The sequence below is a fragment of the Streptomyces sp. SID1328 genome (genome assembly GCF_009865595.1).
GTDB lineage: Bacteria > Actinomycetota > Actinomycetes > Streptomycetales > Streptomycetaceae > Streptomyces > Streptomyces griseoluteus.
Genome location: NZ_WWKH01000500.1, coordinates 1 through 2,870, shown reverse-complemented (window position 1 = coordinate 2,870; position 2,870 = coordinate 1). Strand labels below are relative to the sequence as shown.

The following is a 2,870-nucleotide window of genomic DNA, read 5'->3' as shown; positions in this document are numbered from 1 at the left end:
CGCCTCGCGCGGCAGCAGCGTCAGCGCCACGCCCGCCGCGGCCCCGCCCGCCGCCACGGTGAGGAGCGTGCGGCGCAGCCATCGCCGGGGGCGGCGCGGCGGGGGCTCGGCCACCAGGGACGTACCGGGCCGCGCGTCATCGTCCTGTCTCTTCGCCATGCCGTTCACTGTGCGTCAATATGACGAGCACATCCGGGTGGCCCAAGGGCGGCGCGTGCGGGGTTCACACCGATGGCCCCGAGTGCCACGCTGTGATCATGAGCCGTATCGAAGCACCCCGTGACGGCGACACCGCGCCCGCCGAGAACCTCATCGAAGCGCTGCTGGCGGGGCTGCCCGCCGGGGCCGTGCTCACCGATCCCGACGTCACCGCCTCCTACGCGCACGACATGGCGAGCTTCTGCCCGGCCGGGGCCCCCGCCGCCGTGGTCCTGCCACGCACCGTCGAACAGGTCCAGCACGTGCTGCGCACCGCCACCGCGCTCCGCGTGCCGGTCGTCCCGCAGGGCGCCCGCACCGGGCTGTCCGGCGCCGCCAACGCCTCCGAGGGCTGCATCGTGCTGTCCCTCACCAAGATGGACCGCATCCTGGAGATCAGCCCCGTCGACCGGATCGCCGTCGTCGAACCGGGCGTCGTCAACGCCGTGCTCTCCCGCGCGGTGGAGGAGCACGGGCTGTACTACCCGCCGGACCCGTCGAGCTGGGAGACCTGCACCATCGGCGGCAACATCGGCACCGCCTCGGGCGGCCTGTGCTGCGTCAAGTACGGGGTGACGGCCGAGTACGTCCTCGGGCTGGAGGTCGTCCTCGCCGACGGCCGTCTGATGTCCACCGGCCGCCGCACCGCGAAGGGCGTCGCCGGGTACGACCTGACCCGGCTGTTCGTCGGCTCCGAGGGCTCGCTCGGCATCGTGGTCCGCGCCGTGCTCGGGCTCCGGCCCAAGCCGCCCCGGCAACTGGTGCTGGCCGCCGAGTTCGCCACCGCCGCCGAGGCGTGCGACGCGGTGTGCTCGATCATGGCCGGCGGCCATGTGCCCTCGCTGCTGGAGATGATGGACCGCACCACCGTCAAGGCCGTAAACGACTTCGCCCGGATGGGTCTGCCGGAGTCCACCGAGGCACTGCTGCTGGCCGCCTTCGACACCCCGGAGCCCGCCGCCGACCTGGCCGCCGTCGGCGCCCTGTGCGAGGCGGCCGGGGCCACCGGGGTGGTCGTCGCCGACGACGCCGCCGAGTCCGAACTGCTGCTCCAGGCACGGCGGATGTCGCTCGTCGCACTGGAGGCGGTCAAGGGCACCACGATGATCGACGACGTGTGCGTGCCGCGCTCGAAGCTCGGCGCGATGCTGGAGGGCGTCGAGCGGATCGCCGCCAAGTACGACCTGACCATCGGCCTGTGCGCGCACGCCGGTGACGGCAACACCCACCCCACGGTCTGCTTCGACGCGCTGGACGAGGACGAGTCCCGCCGCGCCCGCGAGTCCTTCGACGAGATCATGGCCCTCGGCCTCGAACTCGGCGGCACCATCACCGGCGAGCACGGGGTGGGCGTGCTGAAGAAGGAGTGGCTGGCGCGCGAACTCGGGCCCGTGGGGATGGAGATGCAGCGGGCCGTGAAGGACGTCTTCGACCCGCTCGGCATCCTCAATCCCGGCAAGCTCTTCTGAGCCGGGGCGCCTCACCTGGCCAGCAACTGGTCGAGCGCGTCGTCGATGCCGAGCCGGGCGGCCTCGGCGCCCGGCGGCACCGCCCGCAGCGTCCGCTCCAGCCACGCGGACACCTGCGGGGTGGGCGCCTCCAGCAGGGCGTCGCCGTCCGGCGAGCTGAGCGCCATCAGCACCACGCTGCGGCCGTTCACCTTCGTCGGCCACACCCGCACGTCCCCGTGCCCGCACGGCCGGAACACGCCCTCCACCAGCAGCTCGCGGGCGAACGTCCAGTGCACGGGGGAGTCGGAGTTGACGTGGAAGGTGATGTGGACGGCGTAGGGGTCGTCCGACCGGTACGCGAGCCGGGCCGGGACCGGGATGCTCCGCTCCGGCGAGAGGATGAGCCTCAGCTCCAGTTCGCGCTCCACCACCGTGTGCTCCATGACCTGTCTCCTTCACCTGACCGGGGGCCGCTCGGACGGGCCCGTGCCAGGAGAGAGGGGGCAGGGGCGCGGTCATTACGCGGGTTCCCGGAAATTTTTTTCCAACCGGTGGCCAGGAGCTCCACGGCATCGCCCGGAAGGGGTCGGCTGCGGGCGGAGAGGGGTAAGGGGCGCCCCGGGTCTGATAGATGTGGAGGCTCCCTTCCACCCCCGAGCAGATACGGGACGACGGACATGAGCGCCCCTACGCCGGCCCACGGTGACGACAGGCCCCGTGAGGGCTACTACCCGGACCCGTCCATCCCCGGCTACGTCCGCTACTGGAACGGCACCGCCTGGGTGCCCGGCACCAGCCGCCCCGCCCCCGCGGACGGCGAACCGCTCACCGCTCCGTCAACCTCCGGCCCCGACACGCCCCCTGTGGAGGAGACGGGTCCGCATTTCTTCGAGGAGGGCGGCTCCGCCGACGTTCCGGCGGCCCGGGGCGAGGCGCCCCCGGACACCTTCCTCTTCCGCCGCCCGACTCCGGGTCCGGCGGCGGGGGGCCGGCGGGACGACGGGACGATGACGTTCCGGCGGGTAGTGCCGGGGGCCGAGGAGGCCCGGGGACCGGTGGCGGGCGCCGGGGACGACGAGCGGTTCGGGCCCGCTTCTTCCGCAGCCGCGCGCGAGGGGAGTTCCGGCCCGGCCGGAGGTGTGGACCCCGTCGCGGGGTTCGGGCCCGCCGCGCCCCGGGGGTCCGTCGGCGAAGGTGCCCTCGCGGCCGGTGGCCCCGCCC

General features: G+C 73.6%; 3 protein-coding genes. 2 read left to right on the top strand and 1 reads right to left on the bottom strand.

Translation table 11 applies throughout. The features are described from left to right. Window positions 1-251 precede the first annotated feature (251 nt). On the top strand, window positions 252-1,667 hold the full coding sequence (locus tag GT030_RS15715) for an FAD-linked oxidase C-terminal domain-containing protein (RefSeq protein WP_161201648.1): 1,416 nt from the start codon (window positions 252-254) through the stop codon (window positions 1,665-1,667). Window positions 1,668-1,678: 11 nt separating this feature from the next. Here GT030_RS15715 and GT030_RS15710 read toward each other — a convergent pair whose 3' ends face one another. Beyond that, window positions 1,679-2,092, bottom strand: a complete 414-nt coding sequence (locus tag GT030_RS15710; RefSeq protein WP_086695857.1) for an SsgA family sporulation/cell division regulator — start codon at window positions 2,090-2,092, stop codon at window positions 1,679-1,681. A 234-nt stretch (window positions 2,093-2,326) separates the two neighbouring features. Here GT030_RS15710 and GT030_RS36480 point away from each other — a divergent pair. Next, window positions 2,327-2,870, top strand: a 544-nt coding sequence (locus GT030_RS36480) for a DUF2510 domain-containing protein (protein ID WP_237522481.1), incomplete at its 3' end; no start/stop codon positions are given.